Source organism: Kosakonia sp. MH5 (assembly GCF_009935945.1).
Lineage (GTDB): Bacteria > Pseudomonadota > Gammaproteobacteria > Enterobacterales > Enterobacteriaceae > Kosakonia > Kosakonia radicincitans.
In genome coordinates this window covers 139084-157030 of record NZ_QODH01000005.1, presented here as the reverse complement: position 1 = coordinate 157030, position 17947 = coordinate 139084, and the positions used below count along the sequence as shown (strand labels likewise).

Annotated in this window: 18 protein-coding genes and 1 other annotated feature; of the genes, 10 read left to right on the top strand and 8 right to left on the bottom strand. The window is 54.1% G+C overall.

From position 1 onward, the window contains the following. Positions 1-53: 53 nt before the first annotated feature. Positions 54-521: a MarR family winged helix-turn-helix transcriptional regulator gene (locus tag DK872_RS15200; RefSeq protein ID WP_035885521.1), complete on the top strand. Its 468-nt coding sequence runs from the start codon at positions 54-56 to the stop codon at positions 519-521. Between the two features lie 20 nt (positions 522-541). On the opposite strand, the gene trpA is transcribed toward DK872_RS15200, so the two are convergent. The 5 genes from trpA to DK872_RS15175 are packed head-to-tail and all read right to left on the bottom strand — an operon-like array spanning position 542 to position 7076. Continuing rightward, positions 542-1351 (bottom strand): tryptophan synthase subunit alpha, encoded by an 810-nt coding sequence (trpA, locus tag DK872_RS15195; protein ID WP_007371919.1) that lies wholly within the window; start codon positions 1349-1351, stop codon positions 542-544. Then, entirely contained in the window at positions 1351-2544 is a 1194-nt protein-coding gene (trpB, locus tag DK872_RS15190; RefSeq protein ID WP_007371920.1) for a tryptophan synthase subunit beta, read from the bottom strand. The genes trpA and trpB overlap by 1 nt, the downstream gene beginning before the upstream one ends. A gap of 12 nt (positions 2545-2556) precedes the next feature. Continuing rightward, complete coding sequence (trpCF, locus tag DK872_RS15185) at positions 2557-3915, bottom strand: bifunctional indole-3-glycerol-phosphate synthase TrpC/phosphoribosylanthranilate isomerase TrpF (RefSeq protein WP_072439819.1); 1359 nt, start codon at positions 3913-3915, stop codon at positions 2557-2559. Positions 3916-3918: 3 nt separating this feature from the next. After that, the gene (trpD, locus tag DK872_RS15180) at positions 3919-5514 is read right to left on the bottom strand and encodes a bifunctional anthranilate synthase glutamate amidotransferase component TrpG/anthranilate phosphoribosyltransferase TrpD (RefSeq protein WP_035885524.1); all 1596 of its coding nucleotides are present in this window, start codon (positions 5512-5514) and stop codon (positions 3919-3921) included. Continuing rightward, positions 5514-7076, bottom strand: a complete 1563-nt coding sequence (locus tag DK872_RS15175; protein ID WP_007371923.1) for an anthranilate synthase component 1 — start codon at positions 7074-7076, stop codon at positions 5514-5516. The genes trpD and DK872_RS15175 overlap by 1 nt, the downstream gene beginning before the upstream one ends. 22 nt (positions 7077-7098) lie before the next feature. Then, positions 7099-7193, bottom strand: a sequence feature (Trp leader region). A gap of 161 nt (positions 7194-7354) precedes the next feature. On the opposite strand from DK872_RS15175, the gene rnm reads away from it, so the two are divergent. The 3 genes from rnm (at position 7355) to rluB (ending at position 9830) form a co-directional block, all read left to right on the top strand. Continuing rightward, positions 7355-8215, top strand: a complete 861-nt coding sequence (gene rnm / locus DK872_RS15170; protein WP_007371924.1) for an RNase AM — start codon at positions 7355-7357, stop codon at positions 8213-8215. Between the two features lie 18 nt (positions 8216-8233). Further along, entirely contained in the window at positions 8234-8854 is a 621-nt protein-coding gene (locus DK872_RS15165) for an L-threonylcarbamoyladenylate synthase (RefSeq protein WP_007371925.1), read from the top strand. Between the two features lie 97 nt (positions 8855-8951). Then, positions 8952-9830 (top strand): 23S rRNA pseudouridine(2605) synthase RluB, encoded by an 879-nt coding sequence (gene rluB, locus DK872_RS15160; protein WP_007371926.1) that lies wholly within the window; start codon positions 8952-8954, stop codon positions 9828-9830. A gap of 87 nt (positions 9831-9917) precedes the next feature. On the opposite strand, the gene cobO is transcribed toward rluB, so the two are convergent. Beyond that, positions 9918-10508 carry a cob(I)yrinic acid a,c-diamide adenosyltransferase gene (gene cobO / locus DK872_RS15155; RefSeq protein ID WP_007371927.1) on the bottom strand — a complete coding sequence of 197 codons (591 nt, stop codon included), beginning with the start codon at positions 10506-10508 and terminating at the stop codon, positions 9918-9920. After that, on the bottom strand, positions 10505-11260 hold the full coding sequence (locus tag DK872_RS15150; protein ID WP_161518503.1) for a YciK family oxidoreductase: 756 nt from the start codon (positions 11258-11260) through the stop codon (positions 10505-10507). The genes cobO and DK872_RS15150 overlap by 4 nt, the downstream gene beginning before the upstream one ends. 224 nt (positions 11261-11484) lie before the next feature. Between DK872_RS15150 and sohB the strand changes: the two genes are divergently transcribed. Next, positions 11485-12531 (top strand): protease SohB, encoded by a 1047-nt coding sequence (sohB, locus tag DK872_RS15145; RefSeq protein ID WP_007371929.1) that lies wholly within the window; start codon positions 11485-11487, stop codon positions 12529-12531. 34 nt (positions 12532-12565) lie between these two features. On the opposite strand, the gene DK872_RS15140 is transcribed toward sohB, so the two are convergent. Continuing rightward, complete coding sequence (locus DK872_RS15140) at positions 12566-12817, bottom strand: YciN family protein (protein WP_007371930.1); 252 nt, start codon at positions 12815-12817, stop codon at positions 12566-12568. Positions 12818-13212: 395 nt separating this feature from the next. Between DK872_RS15140 and topA the strand changes: the two genes are divergently transcribed. The 5 genes from topA (at position 13213) to ymiC (ending at position 17856) form a co-directional block, all read left to right on the top strand. After that, a complete protein-coding gene (gene topA / locus DK872_RS15135) occupies positions 13213-15810 on the top strand; it encodes a type I DNA topoisomerase (RefSeq protein WP_071920884.1) in 2598 nt (865 codons plus the stop codon). 182 nt (positions 15811-15992) lie between these two features. After that, positions 15993-16967: an HTH-type transcriptional regulator CysB gene (gene cysB, locus DK872_RS15130; protein ID WP_007371933.1), complete on the top strand. Its 975-nt coding sequence runs from the start codon at positions 15993-15995 to the stop codon at positions 16965-16967. A 318-nt stretch (positions 16968-17285) separates the two neighbouring features. Next, positions 17286-17447: a YmiA family putative membrane protein gene (locus tag DK872_RS15125; RefSeq protein ID WP_072439810.1), complete on the top strand. Its 162-nt coding sequence runs from the start codon at positions 17286-17288 to the stop codon at positions 17445-17447. Position 17448: 1 nt separating this feature from the next. Continuing rightward, positions 17449-17619, top strand: a complete 171-nt coding sequence (locus DK872_RS27340) for a hypothetical protein (protein WP_007371935.1) — start codon at positions 17449-17451, stop codon at positions 17617-17619. A 138-nt stretch (positions 17620-17757) separates the two neighbouring features. Next, on the top strand, positions 17758-17856 hold the full coding sequence (ymiC, locus tag DK872_RS27570; RefSeq protein WP_227136793.1) for a small membrane protein YmiC: 99 nt from the start codon (positions 17758-17760) through the stop codon (positions 17854-17856). Positions 17857-17947: the final 91 nt, after the last annotated feature.

Below are 17947 nucleotides of genomic sequence, written 5' to 3'. Positions count from 1 at the left end.
TATGTGTAAAATGCACATATTGAGATTGCCACTCTACACCATCAGGAATTTATATGCAAAATGCACATATTAATTATGACATCGATGATTTCCATCGCGCGTTACTCACTATTATTGGCGTGATGAATCATCCGTTACGTGATATGGCGCTGATGCGCGCGGCAGATATCACCCTTGATCAGGTATTGTTTCCGCTGCTGGTGACGGTTGAACGTTTTGGCCCCATTGGCGTGGTTGAACTGGCTAACCGTGTCGGACGGGATTACACCACGGTAAGCCGCCAGGTGAAAAAACTGGAGCAGGCCGGGCTAGTGGTGAAAAAAAGTCAGCCGCAGGACAAACGAGTGAGCGAACTCACCATCAGCGAAGAGGGCAAAGCGATGACAATGAAAATTGACGCCGCACGGCAACGGCTGATGAATGCGACATTCGACGGCTGGGAACCCGATGATGTTCAGTCGCTGTTCCGGCTGGTCCAGAAGTATGCGCAGACACTACTGAAGCAAGAAGAGGCCGCCTGAGCGAACAGGCGGCAACAGAATTAACGCGGCAGCGTAGCGGCTTTCAGACTCTGAACAAACTCTTTCAGCTCAGCCAGCATCGCTGTAGGGTTTTGCAGATTTTTTTCGATGATTTTGACAATCGCCGAGCCGGAAATCGCGCCCGCTGCGCCTGCATTCACCGCAGCGGCAACCTGATCCGGCGCAGAGATACCAAAGCCCTGCAACGGCGGCGCAGCGTGGTATTCCTTCAGTTTTTCCACCAGGTGATGCAACGGCAGCGCCGCACGGTTTTCCGCACCGGTTACGCCAGCCCGCGACAGCAGATAGGTATAACCGCGGCCATAAGAGGCAATCTGGCGCAGCAGTTCATCATCGGCATTCGGCGGGCAGATAAAGATTGGCGCAACATTGTGGCGCATCGCCGCCTGACGGAAGGGGGCAGACTCTTCAATGGGCACATCGGCCACCAGCACGGAATCGACACCGACTTTTTCGCATTTGGCATAAAACTCATCAATGCCGCCGCTGAACACCAGGTTGGCGTACATCAGCAGGCCAATTGGAATGGTCGGATGCTTCTGACGGATGGTTGCCAGTATTTCAAAGCACTGAGTCGGCGTAACGCCTGCGGCGAAAGCGCGCAGCGTCGCGCTCTGGATCGTCGGGCCGTCGGCCAGCGGATCGGAGAAGGGGATCCCCAGTTCCAGCGCGTCCGCGCCAGCTTCGATCAGCGTATCGATAATTTTCAGCGACTGTTCCGGCGACGGATCGCCCAGTGTAACGAAGGGAACGAAAGCGCCTTCTTTCCGGTCGGCGAGCCGTTTAAACAGGTTGTCGTAGCGTTCCATCAGATTTCCCCTCGCGCTTTCAGGATGTCATGTACGGTGAAGATGTCTTTATCGCCGCGGCCGGAGAGGTTAACCACCAGCAGCTGCTCTTTATCCGGGTTTTCGCGCATCATTTTCAGCGCATGGGCGAGGGCGTGCGAAGATTCCAGCGCCGGAATAATCCCTTCATGGCGGCTCAGCACCTGGAAAGCGTCCAGCGCTTCGTCGTCAGTAATCGACACATAATCAGCGCGACCAATGCTGTTGAGATACGCATGTTGCGGCCCGACAGACGGGAAATCCAGCCCGGCGGAGATGGAGTAAGACTCTTCAATCTGGCCTTCATCGGTCTGCATCATCGGCGATTTCATGCCGAAATAGATACCCACGCGGCCGTGCTTCAGCGGCGCGCCATGTTCGCCGGTTTCAATACCGTGACCGGCCGGTTCAACGCCAATCAGACCAACGCTGGTTTCATCGATAAAATCGGCAAACATGCCAATAGCATTTGAGCCGCCGCCGACGCAGGCAATCACGGCATCCGGCAGACGTCCCTCTTTTTCGAGGATCTGCGCTTTGGTCTCTTCGCCGATCATGCGCTGGAATTCACGCACAATGGTCGGGAACGGGTGTGGGCCAGCGGCAGTACCGAGCATATAGTGCGCGGTTTCGTAGCTGCCGGACCAGTCGCGCAGCGCTTCGTTACAGGCGTCTTTCAGCGTGGCGGAGCCGCTGTGTACCGGGATCACTTCTGCACCCATCAGACGCATACGGAAGACGTTCGGCGACTGGCGCTCAACATCTTTTGCGCCCATATAGATGCGGCACTTCAGACCGAGCAGAGCACTGGCAAGCGCCGATGCAACACCATGTTGCCCCGCGCCAGTTTCTGCAATGATTTCGGTTTTGCCCATCCGTTTTGCCAGCAGCGCCTGACCGAGAACCTGGTTGGTTTTGTGCGCGCCGCCGTGCAGCAGATCTTCACGTTTCAGGTACAGCGTGGTGCGGGTACCGGCAGTCAGGTTCTGGCATTTCGTCAGCGCAGTCGGACGTCCGGCGTAGTTTTTCAGCAGATCGTTAAACTGGCGCTGAAAATCCGCATCGCTCTGGGCGCTGACAAACGCTTCTTCCAGTTGGCGCAGCGCGGGCATCAGGATCTGTGGAACAAACATGCCGCCAAACTCGCCAAACCATGGGTTCAATAGTGTTGTCATTCTCTTCTTTCCTTAATAAGCACGCAGTGTACGGAAAACCGAAGCCAGTTTGCTGGCATCTTTAACACCCGGTTCCGACTCCACGCCTGAATTAAAATCGAGTCCAGCACAGCCGGTTTTCGCCGCCTGCACACAATTATCTGCGCTCAGGCCGCCAGCCAGCAGCACATTATCGAGCGGTTCGCCGGCCAGCAGTGACCAGTCGAAGCTTTGGCCGCTGCCGCCCTGGCCGTTGTCGAAGAGATATTTATCGACCTGCTGTAAGTTACGTGGCGGCAGGGTGTCGCTGACGCTTAGCGCTTTCCAGATTTGCGTCTGTGCAGGCAATACCGCGCGCAGAGCGTCAATATAGGCCTGATCTTCGCTGCCGTGTAACTGCACCGCAGAAAGTGCCAGCGCTTTTGCTTTCGCCACCACATCTTCAACCGGGGCGTTACGGAACACGCCGACATATTGCAGCGGCGCGCCCTGCATTACCGCTTGCGCCTGTTCATCGGAGACGGCGCGCGGCGAGGAGGCGACAAAAATCAATCCACCGTAAATCGCGCCCGCTTCATGGGCGGCGCGGGCATCTTCGGCGCGAGTCAATCCGCAAACTTTGTTCTCGCCGAGCAGCACGCGTTTCACGGCGGCATCGAGATCGTCATGCGACATCAGCGCCGAACCAATCAGGAAACCATTGGCAAAGTGGCTTAGTTCGCGAACCTGGGCGTAAGTATTAATGCCGGACTCGCTGATCACCGTGACGCCTTTACCCAGAAGTGGTGCAAGCTGGCGAGTACGGTTGAGATCAATCGACAGATCGCGCAGATCGCGGTTATTAATGCCAACCACTTTCGCTTCCAGCGCAATGGCACGTTGCAATTCTTCCTTGTTACTCACTTCAGTCAGCACGCCCATCTTCAGGCTGTGGGCCACGGCAGCAAGCTGGCGATACTGTTCGTCATTCAGCACTGACAGCATCAGCAGGCAGGCATCGGCCTGATAGTGACGCGCCAGATAGATCTGATATGGGTCGATAATAAAATCTTTGCACAGGATCGGCTGTGGCGCGATGGCGCTAACGATGGGCAGAAAATCGAAACTGCCTTGGAAATATTTCTCATCGGTCAGTACGGAAATCGCCGAAGCGTGATGTTTATAAACGCCGGCGATGCGCGCCGGATCGAAATCGTCACGGATAACGCCTTTGGACGGCGACGCTTTTTTGCATTCCAGAATAAAGGCGGTCCGTGTTCCTTGCAGGGCATCGTAGAAGCTGCGTGTACTCGGCACGACGTCGTTCTGGAAGCTGGCCAGCGGTTGTTGCTCCTTGCGCGCCGCAACCCATATGGCTTTATCGGCGACGATTTTCGCTAAAACGGTCTGCATCTTTTATCCTCTTGCCGCAAGTGCGGTGACTTTGTCGTAGGCTGCTCCGCTGTGCAGCACATCCAGTACTTTCTGCGCGTTGGCCCGCAAATCTTCGTTGCCGTGCAGACGCATCAGCACCGCGACGTTGGCGGCCACAGCGGCTTCATGAGCAGTTTCGCCTTTACCTTGTAATAAGCGCGTCAGAATGTCACGGTTTTCTTCCGGCGTGCCGCCCGCAAGCTGTTCCTGATGATAAGGCGTCAGGCCGAAGTCTTCGGCAGTTAACTGGTAACTTTTAATTTCACCGTTATTGAGCTCCGCAACCAGCGTCGGCGCATGTAATGACACTTCATCCATCCCGCCGCTATGCACGACGGCAGCGCGCTGATAACCGAGAACACGCAAGGTTTCCGCAATCGGCAGCACCAACTCCGGGCTGTAAACGCCAATTAATGCCAGCGGCGGATGCGCCGGGTTGATGAGCGGCCCCAGCACGTTAAACAGGGTGCGGGTTTTCAACTGCTGACGTACCGGCATTGCGTGGCGGAAACCGGTGTGGTATTTCGGCGCAAACAGGAAGCAGACGCCAAGTTCATCCAGCGCGTTGCGCGATTTGTCGGCATTCATATCCAGATTAATACCAAATGCGGCCAGCAGATCGGATGAACCTGAACGGCTGGAAACGCTGCGGTTGCCGTGTTTAGCGACCTTCAGCCCGCACGCGGCAGCGACAAACGCGCTGGCGGTGGAAATATTGATGCTGTTGCTGCCATCGCCGCCGGTACCGACGATATCCGCGAACGGATAATCCGGGCGCGGGAAGGGCGCGGCATTTTCCAGCAGCGCCGTAGCGGCACCGGCAATTTCGTTCGGGTGCTCACCGCGGATCTTCATGCTGACCAGCGCTGCGGCCAGTTGTTCAGGTTTCAGCTCGCCGCGCACCACCGCCGAGAAGAGCTGGTGGCTCTCTTGCTGGCTGAGGGTTTGCGCCTGGTAAAGTTTCTCCAGAATCGGTTGCAGTGTGTTGCTCTGCTCCAGTTTCTGCAACGCCCAGGCCAGCGTCTGCTCCAGCAGGCGTGCGCCCTGCGTGGTGAGGATCGATTCCGGATGGAACTGGAAGCCGCAGACGCGATCCGCATCGTGACGTACCGCCATCACCATGCCGTTGAAATGCGCATTGATGGTCAACCCTGCGGGAATATTGCTGCCAACCAACGAATGGTAACGCGCCACCGGCAATGGATTGCTTAAACCGGCAAACATCGCCTGGCCATCATGTTCAATACTGGAGGCTTTGCCGTGCAGGATTTCACCGGCCTGGCCGACATAGCCACCGTAGGCCTCGACAATCGCCTGGTGCCCAAGGCAGATACCAATAATCGGTAACTTGCCGCGCAGACGCGTCAACAGTTCCGGCATACAGCCTGCTTCAGACGGCGCGCCCGGGCCTGGTGACAGCATCAGCACCGGGTTTTGCATCGTTGCCAGACGGTCAATTAAAGTTTGTGCGGGTACATGGTTGCGATAAATCACCACATTATGTCCGCTTGCACGCAGCTGATCCGCCAGGTTGTAAGTAAAAGAGTCGATATTATCGAGCAGCAGAATGTCAGCCATCAGAACGTCTCCTGTGCGTGGTGTGCAGTGGCAATAGCGCGCAGAACCGCGCGAGCTTTATTACGGGTTTCATCGGCTTCAGACTGCGGTACAGAATCCAGTACCACGCCGGCGCCGGCCTGAACGGTGGCAATACCGTCCTCAACCCACGCGGAACGAATGACAATGCAGGTATCCAGATCGCCGTGAGCAGTGAAGTAACCGACAGCGCCGCCATAGCTGCCGCGTCGTGCGCCTTCGGCCCGGGCAATCAGTTGCATAGCGCGGACTTTCGGTGCGCCGCTAAGCGTTCCCATGTTCATGCAGGCGCGATAAGCGTGCAGCACATCCAGATCCTGACGCAGTTCGCCCACCACGCGGGAAACCAGGTGCATAACGTATGAATAACGATCCACTTTTGTCAGGTCGGCAACATAACGGCTGCCAGGCGTACAGATGCGAGCCAGATCGTTACGCGCCAGATCGACCAGCATCAGGTGCTCAGAAAGTTCTTTATGGTCGGTACGCATATCGAGTTCGATACGGCTGTCGAGATCGCGATCCAGAGAACCATCCGGGCGACGACCGCGCGGGCGCGTTCCGGCGATGGGGTAGATCTCAATCTGGCGGTTGCTGGCGTCATATTTCAGTGAGCTTTCCGGCGAGGCGCCGAACAGGGCAAAATCATCGTCCTGCATGAAAAACATATACGGGCTGGGGTTGCTCTTTTTCAGCACTTCATAAGCGGCCAGCGGCGAGGGGCAAGGCAGCGTAAAACGGCGCGACGGGACAACCTGGAAAATTTCGCCGCTGCGAATCGCTTTCTGCATCTCCCGTACAACGGCACCGTACTCTTCGTCGCTCTGATTGGTCTCGCAACGCATATGCGTCACGGTCTGCACCGGCAGCGGCTCTGCGGGCAGATCCAGTTGTTGGCGCAGGACGTTAACACGCTCAAGCAGGCGTGCTTTTTCGCTGGCGTCCTGGCTGAACAGGCTCGCCTGGATACGCGTTTGCTTTTTCTGGTGGTCGATCACCAGTAATGTTTCCGCGAGATAGAAGCAGTAGTCCGGGCAGCGACGATCGTGGGCAAGCTGCGGTAAATCTTCAAAACCGGCGACCAGGTCATAGGCAAACAAGCCGCCAAAAAACATCGCTTCGCGTTCGTCTGCCGGGACGTCCACCAGCGTTTGCAGCAGGCGGAAAGCGTCAAATACCGAGAGCGAGCACAGGCGGGCATCTTCATCCAGTAGCGTGCTGACCGACGGGAAACGCAATTCGCGGCCATCCGTCAGCACGGTGTTTTCAACCCCGGCGGTCAGCGCCGCATCGAGCAGATTTAGCAGGGAAGCGCCGTTGGCGGTGAGCGCCTTAATAGTGACAGTGTCACCCAGCGCGGTAATGCGCAGCGCGCTATCGACCAGCAGCAGGCTTTTTAAATCATTCTTGCTGTCGATATCGGCGGATTCCAGCAGCAACGTGGCCGGGCGATCGCCGCATAATTGGTGGAACAGCGCCGTCGGATTGTCGCGGTATGCGGCGTTGCTGGTCAGAAGTTCGAGTGCTGGTTTTTGCGTTTGCATAGTCGCTCTCATAAATTTGTTCAAAAAAAAGCCCGCTGAGTGAGCGGGCCGGGTATCGGTATGCTGAATGCGCACGTGATCTCACAGCCCTGTTCAGGGAGTGCGCCACCAGCGAGTAACAGAGAAATGTGCATTCATTGTTGCGATACCTTGTCGTGTGAACTTTCGTACTAGTTAACTGGTTCACGGAAAGAAAGTCAACCCTCGATTTCAGAAAAAGTTGGCTAACCGTTATGATAGGGCGCAAACAGATGTCCTGATAAATCTACGGAGCCGCTTTGAGCGACACGAACTACGCCATAATTTATGACCTGCATAGCCACACCAGCGCCTCTGACGGCTTGCTTTCTCCGGAACAACTGGTACATCGCGCGGTAGAAATGCGCGTGGGCACGCTGGCCATTACCGATCACGATACCACAGCCGCGATCCCTGCGGCACGGGCTGAAATTGTCCGTGCCGGGCTGGCGCTGGAATTAATTAGTGGCGTGGAAATCTCCACCGTCTGGGAAAATCATGAAATCCATATCGTGGGTCTGAACATTGATATCGAAAACCCGGCGATGTGCGAATTTTTGCAGCAGCAGTCCGCGCGTCGTATTCAGCGCGCGCAACTGATTGCCGGGCGTCTGGAAAAAGCGCATATTCCCGGCGCGTGGGAAGGCGCACAGCGACTGGCGCAGGGCGCGAGCGTGACGCGTGGTCACTTTGCACGCTTTCTGGTGGAGCAGGGTAAGGCCAGTAACATCGCCGATGTTTTTAAAAAATATCTTGCGCGCGGGAAAACGGGATATGTTCCGCCGCAGTGGTGTACAATAGAACAAGCTATTGAAGTGATTCATCATTCTGGCGGAACGGCGGTGCTGGCCCATCCTGGTCGTTATAACCTTTCCGCTAAATGGCTGAAAAGACTGCTGGCGCATTTTGCTGACCGCGGCGGGGAGGCGATGGAAGTTGCCCAATGCCAGCAGGCTCCCAATGAACGAGCGCAGCTCGCCGGGTATGCCCGCCAGTATGGTTTGCTGGCGTCGCAAGGATCGGATTTCCATCAGCCCTGCCCGTGGATTGAACTGGGGCGAAAACTCTGGCTACCGGCCGGTGTTGAAGGCGTCTGGCTGAAATGGGAGCAGCCGCAGTAAAACGTAAGAGAGGGAAGTATGAGTCAGTTTTTTTATATTCATCCGGAAAACCCACAACCGCGATTGATTAATCAGGCGGTGGAGATCGTGCGTAAGGGCGGTGTGATTGTTTATCCCACCGATTCCGGGTATGCGCTGGGGTGCAAAATCGAGGATAAAGGCGCGATGGAGCGGATTTGCCGCATCCGTCATCTGCCGGATGGCCACAACTTCACGCTGATGTGTCGCGATCTGTCCGAGCTGTCGACCTATTCGTTCGTTGATAACGTGGCGTTTCGTCTGATTAAAAACAATACACCCGGTAATTACACTTTTATCCTGAAAGGGACAAAAGAGGTGCCGCGTCGTTTATTGCAGGAAAAACGCAAAACCATTGGGCTGCGTGTGCCGTCGAATCCAATTGCGCTGGCCCTGCTGGAAGCGCTCAATGAGCCGATGCTCTCGACGTCATTAATGCTGCCGGGTAGCGATTTTACCGAATCCGATCCGGATGAAATCAAAGACCGACTGGAGAAGGTCGTCGATTTGATCATTCACGGCGGCTATCTCGGGCAGCAACCAACGACCGTAATAGACTTAACCGATGACTCGCCGGTCGTGCTTCGCGAAGGCGTCGGTGACGTTAAACCTTTCTTATAGCGGCGCAAGCCGCTATACTACGCGGCCTTTCAGCAGCGGCTTCGCCGGACTGATAACCCTATTCGACGCCTGTGAAGGCGACACCTAAGGATGCTCTATGAGCGAGAAACTACAGAAAGTGCTGGCGCGAGCTGGCCACGGCTCCCGCCGTGAGATCGAATCTATTATTGAAGCTGGCCGCGTCAGCGTGGACGGTAAAATCGCTACCCTGGGCGACCGCGTTGAGGTGACGCCGGGGCTGAAAATTCGCATCGATGGTCATCTCATTTCGGTGAAAGAGTCCGTTGAGCAGATTTGTCGTGTGCTGGCGTACTACAAACCAGAAGGCGAGCTCTGTACCCGCAACGATCCTGAAGGCCGCCCGACGGTGTTCGATCGTCTGCCAAAACTGCGCGGTGCGCGCTGGATTGCTGTTGGTCGTCTCGACGTCAATACCTGCGGTCTGTTGCTGTTCACCACCGACGGCGAGCTGGCGAACCGCCTGATGCATCCGAGCCGTGAAGTTGAGCGTGAATACGCCGTGCGCGTATTTGGTGAAGTGGATGATGCGAAGCTGCGCGATCTCGCGCGCGGTGTGCAACTGGAAGACGGTCCGGCGGCATTTAAAACCATCAAATTCAGCGGTGGTGAAGGGATTAACCAGTGGTACAACGTGACCCTGACCGAAGGGCGTAACCGCGAAGTGCGTCGCCTGTGGGAAGCGGTGGGTGTCCAGGTTAGCCGCCTGATCCGCGTACGTTACGGCGATATCCCGCTGCCGAAAGGCCTGCCTCGCGGCGGCTGGACCGAGCTGGATCTGGCGCAGACCAACTATCTGCGCGAGCTGGTTGGTCTGGACGTTGAAACGCAATCAAAAGTGGCGGTGGAGAAAGATCGTCGCCGCATGAAAGCAAACCAGATCCGTCGTGCCGTGAAGCGCCACAGCCAGCCTGGCGGCACTCGCCGTCCTGGCAGCACGCGTAACAAAAACGATTAACAGAAAAGGGGCGAAAGCCCCTTTTTTATCGCCTGCGTTGGCGTTGCTCGTCAACGGGCCTGCATCATCGGCAGGCCAGAATTGCCATCAATAATCAATACCAATCTGCGCTTTGATACCTGCTTCGAAAGCATGTTTTACCGGGCGTAGTTCACTGACCGTGTCCGCCAGTTCCAGAATATCCCGGTGGCAACCGCGTCCCGTAACGATCACCGTTTGCATCGGCGGACGGTTGCGCAGCGCGTTCAGCACCGTTTCCAGCGGCAAATAATCATACGCCACCATATAGGTCAGCTCATCGAGCAGCACCATGTCCAGAGAAGGGTCTGCCAGCATCCTCTCCGCGTGTTGCCACACCGCCAGACAAGCCGCGGTATCGCTTTCACGATTTTGCGTGTCCCAGGTAAAACCAGTCGCCATGACCTGAAATTCCACGCCCAATGGCTCCAGCAGGTTACGCTCGCCATTAGGCCAGGTTCCTTTAATAAACTGGATCACGCCAACCTTTTTCCCATGGCCGACAGCGCGCGTGGCGGTGCCGAATGCCGCGGTGGTTTTGCCTTTGCCGTTGCCGGTGAAGACAATAATAATCCCACGTTCGTCCTGCGCGGCGGCCACGCGGGCATCAACGCGTTCTTTTACGCGCTGTTGGCGTTGCTGATAACGTTCTTCACTCATTGTGCAATCCCTGGTTTACGGCCGGGTTGTGCATCAAAGCTCATCCCGGTTTTGCGTCGGCTGTCATCGCCCATCAGCCACAAATAGAGCGGCATAATATCGGCGGGGGTTTTCAGTTTTTGCGGATCTTCTGTCGGGAAGGCGCTGGCACGCATTTTGGTACGCGTGCCGCCCGGGTTGATACAGTTGACCCGCAGGCGGTTCTGGTACTCTTCGGCCAGCACCTGCATCATTCCCTCGGTGGCGAATTTTGACGCTGCGTAACCGCCCCAGTTGGCGCGCCCCTGACGTCCCACGCTGGAAGAGGTAAACACCAGCGAACCGCTGTCTGATTTAAGTAATAAAGGAAGAAGCGCCTGCGTAAGATAGAACGTTGCGCTGACGTTGACCTGCATAACGGCATCCCAGGTTGCGGGATCCTGTTCGCTCATCGGGCAGACATCGCCCAGTAAACCGGCGTTGTGCAGCACGCCATCAAGGCGTGGTGTGGTGGCAGCGATCGTTGCCGCCAGTTGCTGGCACTCTTCCGGCGTGCAGGTTGCCATATCCAGAGTAAACCATTGTGCCTGCTGACCTTCGTCATTTATTGCCTGCGTGACCTGGCGTAATTTCGCTTCCTGGCGTCCGAGCAAAATCAGGCTCGCGCCGTGGCGAGCGTAGGTCAGGGCGGCCTCTTTACCGATGCCGTCACTGGCACCGGTAACAAGAATTATGCGGTCGTTTAGCAGATCGCGTTGCGGCTGATAATGCATACTGCCTCCTCAGGCCGGGCCGGTATTCACCTTCATATGTTGGCTTTATGCCTTAAATGACAGGCTATTTCAATCGGCCTCGCGGAGAGTTGCGCAACCTTTAAGCCAAAGAGTGTTAAAAAATTCAGCAACATGGCACATTTGGTGCACGGCTTGCGCGAGACGCGCCCGGATGGCTCATGTACACTGGAGCCATGATTATTGGTGTAACCGAGGTGGTACGCGTGGAATTACTGTCTGAATATGGTCTGTTTTTGGCCAAGATCGCGACCGTGGTAGTGGCGATTGCGGTGATAGCGGTACTGATTGTCAATCTGACGCAGCGCAAGCGTCAGCGGGGCGAGCTGAAAATTACCCGTTTGAGCGAGCAGTATAAAGAGATGCAGGAAGAGATGTCCGCTTCGTTGCTGGACGATCATCAGCAGAAACAGTGGCATAAAGCGCAGAAGAAAAAGCTCAAGCAGGAGGCAAAGGAAGCCAAGGCGAAAGCAAAAGCAGGGAAAAGCGTTGACTCAGGAAAATCACGCGTTTATGTGCTGGATTTCAAAGGCAGTATGGACGCCGGAGAAGTCAGCGGGTTGCGCGAGGAAATTACCGCCGTCCTGACCGTGGCAAAACCGCAGGATCAGGTTGTTCTGCGGCTTGAAAGCCCCGGCGGAGTGGTGCACGGCTACGGTCTTGCGGCTTCTCAATTACAGCGCCTGCGCGACAGACATATCCCACTGACGATCGCCGTTGATAAAGTGGCAGCCAGCGGTGGCTATATGATGGCTTGCGTGGCGGATAAAATTGTTGCCGCGCCCTTCGCCATTATTGGCTCTATCGGCGTGGTGGCGCAGATCCCTAACTTCAACCGTTTCCTGAAAGGCAAAGAGATCGATATTGAGTTGCACACTGCCGGACAGTTTAAACGTACGCTAACGCTACTGGGTGAAAACACCGAAGAAGGGCGACAGAAATTCCGCGAAAGCCTGAATGAAACCCATGACTTATTTAAAGATTTTGTTCATCAGATGCGCCCGGCGCTGGATATTGAAAGCGTGGCGACCGGTGAACACTGGTACGGTTCCCAGGCGCTGGAGAAGGGTCTGATTGATCAGATTGGCACCAGCGACGAATTGCTACTCAGCCTGTATGAGAATCATGAAGTTATCGGCGTCCGCTACCAGCAACGGAAGAAAATGATGGAGCGGTTTACCGGCAGTGCGACAGAGAGTATTGACCATCTGCTGATGCGCTGGTGGCAGCGCGGGCAAAAACCCCTGATGTAAACAAAACGCGAGGCCAGAAGCCTCGCGTTTTTACTTAGTCGATAAGATGATACTTTTCAGAAAGTTCATGTGCTAAGTATTTGAACATATTGAATACTGCCGTGCTTTTCGGCGTCGGCAGACCTTGCTCATCCAGGTAGTACTCACCGCTGAACACCAGCACGCCATTGCGCTGGGTAACATCGGTGGCGGCAATACCTGCCAGCGTATCTTCATGCTCACGGATCAGTTTGTTAGCCAGCTCCAGCAATGTCTGGCGATCGATGGGTTGAGATGTACCGGTCATTTTTCTACTCCTCAAAATTTTCTGAAGTTTACCGCTGGCCCGGACAGGGAGCAAATTTTCCCTGTTTTTGCAAAGGGTTTGAGCTGTTGTTGTGCTGGCGCGTTTCGTTTTTGCGTGCTAATAAAGTTGCGTAACAAATTTTATCAGGTACAGTGTGACGCTTTCGTCAACCTGGCAACAGAATTGCTTGACATTCGACCATAACACCGTCGTACTACATCACCCTGACGCGAAAAAGCTTGTAAACTCAGCCACCTGAATGCTCCGTTTGACGCGCCTGGCCAGATATGGGGGTTGATATCCCCGGTTGTCGCCGCAATAGTGAAGGTTCGTCGCGGGTGGTGTTAAGCAATGTCGACGTATTCCTGGAAGAATTAAATTAGGTAAAGGTGAATATGGGTAAAGCTCTCGTTATCGTTGAGTCCCCGGCAAAAGCCAAAACGATCAATAAATATCTGGGTAATGACTATGTGGTTAAATCCAGTGTTGGTCATATCCGTGATTTGCCGACCAGTGGCTCAGCACCCAAAAAGAGCGCAGACTCAGCCTCCACCAAAACGGCTAAGAAGCCTAAAAAGGATGAACGCGGCGCTCTTGTCAATCGCATGGGGATCGACCCATGGCACAACTGGGATGCACATTACGAAGTGCTGCCAGGCAAAGAGAAGGTGGTTTCTGAACTGAAATCGCTGGCTGAAAAAGCCGACCACATCTATCTCGCAACCGACCTTGACCGCGAAGGGGAAGCCATTGCATGGCACCTGCGGGAAGTGATCGGCGGTGATGAAAAACGCTACAGCCGCGTAGTGTTTAACGAAATCACCAAGAATGCCATTCGCCAGGCCTTTGAAACGCCGGGTGAACTGAATATTGACCGTGTGAATGCCCAGCAGGCGCGCCGCTTTATGGATCGCGTTGTGGGTTACATGGTTTCTCCGCTGCTGTGGAAGAAAATTGCCCGTGGCCTTTCTGCTGGTCGCGTGCAGTCTGTTGCTGTCCGTCTGGTGGTTGAACGCGAACGCGAAATCAAAGCCTTTGTACCGGAAGAGTTCTGGGAAATTGATGCCGCTACCGCGACGCCCGCCGGCGACGCATTGCCGCTGCAGGTGACGCATCAAGGCGACAAAGCGTTCCGTCCGGTCAACCGCGAACAGACAATGGCCGCCGTTAGCCTGCTGGAGAAAGCGCGTTACACCGTACTGGAGCGGGAAGATAAACCGACCAGCAGCAAGCCGGGCGCGCCGTTTATTACCTCCACGTTGCAGCAGGCCGCCAGTACGCGTCTCGGTTTTGGCGTGAAGAAAACCATGATGATGGCGCAGCGTCTGTACGAAGCCGGTTACATCACCTACATGCGTACTGACTCAACCAACCTGAGCCAGGACGCGGTCAGCATGGTTCGCGGCTATATTACTGACAATTTCGGGAAGAAATACCTGCCGGAATCTGCCAACCAGTACGCCAGTAAAGAGAATTCCCAGGAAGCGCACGAAGCGATTCGTCCTTCCGATGTTGCGGTGCAGGCTGAGTCGCTGAAGGATATGGAAACCGACGCGCAGAAGCTGTATCAGCTTATCTGGCGTCAGTTTGTCGCCTGTCAGATGACGCCAGCGCAGTACGATTCCACGACGCTGACCGTTGGCGCGGGTGATTTCCGCCTTAAAGCGCGCGGGCGTATTTTGCGTTTCGATGGCTGGACAAAAGTGATGCCGGCACTGCGCAAGGGCGATGAAGATCGCACTCTGCCGTCGGTGAATAAAGGTGATGTGCTGTCGCTCGTCGAACTGACTCCGGCGCAACACTTTACCAAGCCGCCAGCGCGTTTCAGCGAAGCTTCGCTGGTTAAAGAGCTTGAAAAACGCGGCATTGGCCGTCCGTCCACTTATGCGTCGATCATTTCGACCATTCAGGACAGGGGCTATGTGCGCGTGGAAAACCGTCGCTTCTACGCGGAAAAAATGGGTGAAATCGTTACCGATCGCCTGGAAGAGAACTTCCGCGAGCTGATGAACTACGACTTTACCGCGCAGATGGAAGACAGCCTTGACCGTGTCGCAAACCATGAAGCCGAGTGGCGGAAGGTGCTGGACAGCTTCTTTGGCGATTTTTCTCGCCAGCTTGAGCAAGCTGAACAGGATCCGGAAGCTGGCGGGATGCGACCGAACCAGATGGTGCTGACCAGCATCGACTGCCCGACCTGCGGCCGTAAAATGGGGATTCGTACTGCCAGTACCGGCGTATTCCTCGGTTGTTCCGGCTATGCGCTGCCGCCAAAAGAGCGCTGTAAAACCACCATTAACCTGGTGCCGGAAAACGAAGTGCTCAATGTGCTGGAAGGCGATGACGCGGAAACCAACGCGCTGCGTGCCAAACGTCGTTGCCAGAAGTGTGGCACGGCGATGGACAGCTACCTCATTGATCCGAAGCGCAAATTGCATGTTTGCGGTAATAACCCGACCTGTGATGGCTACGAAATCGAAGAGGGCGAGTTCCGCATCAAGGGGTATGACGGTCCGATCGTTGAATGTGAGAAGTGCGGTTCTGAAATGCACCTGAAAATGGGGCGTTTTGGTAAGTACATGGCATGTACCAACGACGAATGCAAAAACACACGTAAAATTCTGCGTAACGGCGACGTAGCACCGCCGAAGGAAGATCCGGTGCCATTGCCGGAGCTGCCTTGCGAGAAATCCGACGCTTATTTCGTGTTGCGTGATGGTGCTGCCGGGGTGTTCCTCGCCGCCAATACCTTCCCGAAATCGCGTGAAACGCGTGCACCGCTGGTGGAGGAACTGTACCGTTTCCGTGATCGTCTGCCGGAAAAACTGCGTTACCTGGCCGATGCACCACAGCAGGATCCGGAAGGTAATAAAACGATTGTCCGCTTTAGCCGTAAAACCAAACAGCAGTACGTGGCATCGGAAAAAGAGGGCAAAGCAACCGGATGGTCGGCTTTCTACATTGATAACAAATGGACTGAAGCTAAAAAATAAGCGACTTCAGTTACCTATCCCCAAAGGGCCGCTCTGTCGGCCCTTTTTTATGCCTGCATTATTATTCTTTGTTAGCTGCTATACACAGAAGCTATAAATGATATAGTTGTTATAGTAACCCGCTTTTTTATTATGAAATCGTCTTAAGCGATAACCCATTTGCGTACTTCGGATGGTCTGTCATGAAACTACAGCAGCTTCGTTATATCGTCGAGGTGGTGAATCACAACCTCAATGTCTCCTCGACGGCGGAAGGGCTTTATACTTCCCAGCCAGGTATCAGTAAGCAAGTCCGCATGCTTGAAGATGAGTTGGGGATCCAAATTTTTGCCCGCAGCGGCAAGCATCTTACTCAGGTAACGCCCGCCGGGCAGGAAATTATCCGCATTGCGCGTGAAGTCCTGTCAAAAGTGGACGCGATTAAATCGGTGGCGGGGGAACATACCTGGCCCGATAAAGGCTCGCTGTATGTCGCCACCACGCACACCCAGGCGCGCTATGCGCTGCCTAACGTGATCAAAGGCTTTATTGAGCGCTATCCGCGTGTTTCCCTGCATATGCATCAGGGCTCGCCCACGCAGATTGCCGAAGCGGTTTCGAAGGGGAATGCGGACTTCGCCATTGCCACCGAGGCGTTACATCTGTATGACGATCTGGTGATGCTGCCGTGCTATCACTGGAATCGTTCCATCGTGGTCACGCCGGACCATCCGCTCGCCTCAAAGCAATCGGTCACGATTGACGAGCTGGCGCAGTATCCGCTGGTAACGTACACCTTTGGTTTTACGGGCCGTTCTGAGCTGGATACTGCGTTTAATCGCGCAGGGTTAACGCCGCGTATTGTCTTTACCGCCACCGATGCAGACGTAATTAAAACTTATGTAAGACTTGGCCTGGGAGTTGGTGTTATCGCCAGTATGGCGGTCGATCCAGTCTCCGATCCAGACCTGGTTAAGCTGGATGCGCATGAGATTTTCAGCCACAGCACAACCAAAATTGGCTTCCGTCGCAGCACCTTCTTACGCAGCTATATGTATGATTTTATTCAGCGCTTTGCACCGCATTTAACCCGCGATGTGGTCGACACTGCCGTGGCATTGCGTTCTAATGAAGATATAGAAGCGATGTTTAAAGATATTAAGTTGCCGCAAAAATAATGTCAGAGGGTATCTTTTCGACTGAAAAGACACCCTTAACTCTGACTAAAGCTAAATCACTATTATCATCATCTGACTTATCGAAAATCCGCCTCAGTGATTGAAATCACATCCTCAAAGCAGACACTGTCACTAATTAGCGACAAAAATAGAAACTAAATTGCTGGTCTGCAAATTTATTACTTCAATAATTTATTTGTGGTCAAAAGATTAAATATTTCTTTGGAAATGGTGAGTAAATTCACTGGATTTTCGGCTAAAGTTCTTTTAGGATTTGTCTCATCTCATGATTAATTGTACCTATTGTTGGTGCCTAAAATGATAAGTGATGTCGATTGTACGAGGTTAGCAATGCCATCAGGAAGTGAAGAGCCAAAAAGGGATCCTGAGCTCAAGCGTAAAGCCTGGCTGGCGGTATTTCTTGGTTCTGCCTTATTTTGGGCGGTTATCGCGTTATTGATCTGGAAATTCTGGGGTTAAAATGGCTATAGCGGGTCGATTAGAACCAGTTAAGCAAGTATGTCAGCTTCGTGACACACCACAGAAAGCGAAAACCAAAACTGTGACCTCTATTCCAGCATGCTGGAAACTGACGCCACAGCAGCAAGCTTTTATTGATGCCTTCGCGGAAGACGACACCAAAAAACAATAAATATATCATCAGAATAATTGTGGGAAATTATCTGCGCTATTCATTGATATGTTCTTATGTACTCTTTAATTAATACACAGCATAAATGAATTGAGTAAAGACTCAGTTTTAATGAATAGTTTTTCTGGTAATTTATTGATGAATAATGATTGTCGAATGAAATACTGGTCGTGGATCACCGTGTTTTCTGTTTCCATCCTCTTTTGGACTCAGATTGTCTGGATGCTCTTCCGGTAATGAATTGAAAAGCCTCGCAACTGCGGGGCTTTTTTAATTTCCTCGCCTGCAAATTTGTCCATTTGTAGCAATTGGGGTTGTTATCAAATCG

Bases quoted from the DNA above. Each gene is read 5' to 3' on its own strand.
- trpCF (WP_072439819.1), bottom strand. From the start codon at position 3,915: ATGCAGACCGTTTTAGCGAAAATCGTCGCCGATAAAGCCATATGGGTT.
- trpD (WP_035885524.1), bottom strand. From the start codon at position 5,514: ATGGCTGACATTCTGCTGCTCGATAATATCGACTCTTTTACTTACAAC.
- DK872_RS15200 (WP_035885521.1), top strand. From the start codon at position 54: ATGCAAAATGCACATATTAATTATGACATCGATGATTTCCATCGCGCG.
- trpB (WP_007371920.1), bottom strand. From the start codon at position 2,544: ATGACAACACTATTGAACCCATGGTTTGGCGAGTTTGGCGGCATGTTT.
- ymiC (WP_227136793.1), top strand. From the start codon at position 17,758: ATGAATAATGATTGTCGAATGAAATACTGGTCGTGGATCACCGTGTTT.
- topA (WP_071920884.1), top strand. From the start codon at position 13,213: ATGGGTAAAGCTCTCGTTATCGTTGAGTCCCCGGCAAAAGCCAAAACG.
- trpA (WP_007371919.1), bottom strand. From the start codon at position 1,351: ATGGAACGCTACGACAACCTGTTTAAACGGCTCGCCGACCGGAAAGAA.
- cysB (WP_007371933.1), top strand. From the start codon at position 15,993: ATGAAACTACAGCAGCTTCGTTATATCGTCGAGGTGGTGAATCACAAC.
- rluB (WP_007371926.1), top strand. From the start codon at position 8,952: ATGAGCGAGAAACTACAGAAAGTGCTGGCGCGAGCTGGCCACGGCTCC.
- DK872_RS15125 (WP_072439810.1), top strand. From the start codon at position 17,286: ATGATAAGTGATGTCGATTGTACGAGGTTAGCAATGCCATCAGGAAGT.
- cobO (WP_007371927.1), bottom strand. From the start codon at position 10,508: ATGAGTGAAGAACGTTATCAGCAACGCCAACAGCGCGTAAAAGAACGC.
- DK872_RS15175 (WP_007371923.1), bottom strand. From the start codon at position 7,076: ATGCAAACGCAAAAACCAGCACTCGAACTTCTGACCAGCAACGCCGCA.
- DK872_RS15140 (WP_007371930.1), bottom strand. From the start codon at position 12,817: ATGACCGGTACATCTCAACCCATCGATCGCCAGACATTGCTGGAGCTG.
- DK872_RS15150 (WP_161518503.1), bottom strand. From the start codon at position 11,260: ATGCATTATCAGCCGCAACGCGATCTGCTAAACGACCGCATAATTCTT.
- DK872_RS15165 (WP_007371925.1), top strand. From the start codon at position 8,234: ATGAGTCAGTTTTTTTATATTCATCCGGAAAACCCACAACCGCGATTG.
- DK872_RS27340 (WP_007371935.1), top strand. From the start codon at position 17,449: ATGGCTATAGCGGGTCGATTAGAACCAGTTAAGCAAGTATGTCAGCTT.